Origin of the sequence: Iodobacter sp. CM08, assembly GCF_033446605.1 — a bacterium.
Taxonomy (GTDB): Bacteria; Pseudomonadota; Gammaproteobacteria; order Burkholderiales; family Chitinibacteraceae; genus Iodobacter.
The window spans coordinates 1-2480 of the sequence record NZ_JAWQUO010000088.1 but is presented as its reverse complement, the minus strand read 5'-3'; the positions used below and the strand labels follow the sequence as shown (position 1 = coordinate 2480).

Below are 2480 nucleotides of genomic sequence, written 5' to 3'. Positions count from 1 at the left end.
GTTTCAATCGTCGAGCAGACCTGTGCGCTCTGATTCCTCGATTACTCAAAGCCGTGATGCAGGCTAAACCTTGTCCAAGAGGGGTATTTCAAGCCTTAATTGAGCAAGAGACATAATCAGGTAAAAGAATACGCCAACCCTACTTGGAATAAATCAAGTTGTATGATGTAGCTCAAGCGGCTAAATCACCCTGCTCTATCCTTCAATCTAAATGCACAATGTCATAATTTACGCTTTTTTAAATAAAGCTTGAAACAATAAAGACGCTTTCTTCTCAGGATTTTCAGTATAAAAATGGCATAGATCCAGCCTATTTCTTTTCACATTATCAAAATCATCTCAATAGCTATATCGACCATTTTGTGCCCATTCAAAAGGAAGCATATAAAATTGGGCAATACCCTCACCCTTCTAATCAATTAAACGCCGCACAATATTGGCTAAAAAACAATTCAATATCATAATTAATGGTCATCCAACTCATTTCAATCCATTTTGAGTTAGAAATTTCTATATAAACCGCCACGTCAGTACACAATCCCACAGGCACTGCTTATAATCGACGTTTCATGTCCCTTGGCGTGTTTTTATGTCTTTGCTGCAACACTGGCGCACCCCACTCTGTCTTGCCCCACGGCATTTACGCCATTGGCTTACAGAGAGAGGCTCGCTCACCGCAATGCTGATGGCACACTTTCCCAATATATCAGTACACGTCATTTTTCAGGGTTGGCAAGCGGCCCATTTAGATGAAATGGATTGCTTAGGCCCTGTTGCACGCCAACAAAATATCGCCTGTCGTGAAGTTTTATTACAAAGTAATCAGAGGCCACTGGTATACGCCCACAGCATTACCACCGCCTCTGCCTTACGCAAAGGCTTCCACCTATTTGGCCGTAGTGGTAGCCGCCCCTTGGGAGCCTTACTTTTTGCTGACCCTAAAATACAACGCTCAAACCTAAGCTGGTGCAGGATAGATCCATACCACCCACTCTGGCAAAAAGCGCAAGCTGCAGTAGGAAATTTACCGCAAAGACTATGGGCAAGGCGTTCAGTATTTTACTCTGGCTGCGATAAACTACTGGTTACAGAAGTATTCTTATCCAGCATCGATTGTAAACAAGTAGCTCAATAAGCTAAGCGCACTAGGCTACTTTGGCCATAAATTGTCCTTACTTCTCCAGCTGATATTGATCAGTAAAGTAAGCTTATAGACACTTCTTAATAGCGCCTTTCTCTATGTCATCACGCATTTCAGCTTACGCACGCCTCATGCGCATCGATAAACCAATCGGAACCTTATTACTGCTCTGGCCTACGCTCTGGGCACTCTGGTTTGCCAGCAACGGCCGTCCAGATCCACTGCTGCTGCTTATTTTTTGCCTAGGTACTTTTTTAATGCGCGCTGCTGGCTGCGTTATTAATGATTATGCCGATCGTAATTTTGATGGCCACGTTGAGCGTACCCAAGCTAGGCCACTGGTTTCTGGCGAAGTACGGCCCAAAGAAGCGCTTTGGCTTGCTGCAGCCTTAGCCCTCAGCGCTTTTTTATTAGTATTACCTTTAAACAAACTAACACTTTTACTTACTATCCCTGCAGTTTTTTTAGCTGTCTCTTACCCATTCACCAAGCGTTTTTTAGCCCTACCACAAGCTTATCTTGGCATCGCTTTTGGCTTCGGCATTCCCATGGCCTTTGCCGCGCAAACCAATAGCGTACCCGCTTTTGCCTGGATCTTACTCTTGGCCAATATTTTATGGACTATTGCTTACGATACCGAGTATGCAATGGTTGACCGTGCTGATGATTTAAAAATTGGCATTAAAACTTCAGCCATCACCTTTGGCCGCTTCGACGTCACCGCCATTATGCTGTGCTTTATCGGCTTTATTGCCACCATGGTTTACCTAGGTTTTAGCAGCCAACGCGGCCCTATCTACTTTACTTCCCTAATTATTGCCAGCGGCCTGTGTCTGCAACAATACAGCCAAATCATGGCCCGCGAACCTGCGGATTGTTTTAAAGCTTTTTTAAGCAATAACCGAGTTGGGGCAATCATTTTTATCGGCATCGTGCTGGATTACTGGCTAAAGCATTAAGATTAAATAGATAGAATCCAAGAAGGCGAATACGGCACAACGTATTCGCCTTCTTTATTTATCAAAACTAAACCTTAAATATTTAATCTAAAGAAGCGGCGTTGAGCCTCAGGCATAAAAGATTTCAGCACAACCCCCTCGTGAACATGCAGCTAAGGTTGGCGTGAGCCTTTTTAATGCATGGATAGCGCAAAGTAGTGTAGTAAATAAGCACCAACTATCGCTTGTTTTCGCCCATACACCTCTTTCTTGCGCACAAAGCAAAACCCCCGCCTCTTTCGAGTACGGGGGTTTTGTTTACTACATAAGGTGTCTGGCGATGACCTACTTTCACACAGGTAATCTGCACTATCATCGGCGCTAAGGTGTTTCACTGTCCT

General features: G+C 44.1%; 2 protein-coding genes. Both read left to right on the top strand.

The genetic code is table 11. From position 1 onward, the window contains the following. Positions 1–589: 589 nt before the first annotated feature. Complete coding sequence (locus R6242_RS22120; RefSeq protein ID WP_318431042.1) at positions 590–1135, top strand: chorismate--pyruvate lyase family protein; 546 nt, start codon at positions 590–592, stop codon at positions 1133–1135. A 104-nt stretch (positions 1136–1239) separates the two neighbouring features. Beyond that, a complete protein-coding gene (gene ubiA, locus R6242_RS22115) occupies positions 1240–2100 on the top strand; it encodes a 4-hydroxybenzoate octaprenyltransferase (RefSeq protein ID WP_318431040.1) in 861 nt (286 codons plus the stop codon). Positions 2101–2480 lie beyond the last annotated feature (380 nt).

Excerpts from the sequence above, each read along its gene's own strand:
- R6242_RS22120 (WP_318431042.1), top strand. The coding sequence starts at position 590 with ATGTCTTTGCTGCAACACTGGCGCACCCCACTCTGTCTTGCCCCACGG.
- ubiA (WP_318431040.1), top strand. The coding sequence starts at position 1,240 with ATGTCATCACGCATTTCAGCTTACGCACGCCTCATGCGCATCGATAAA.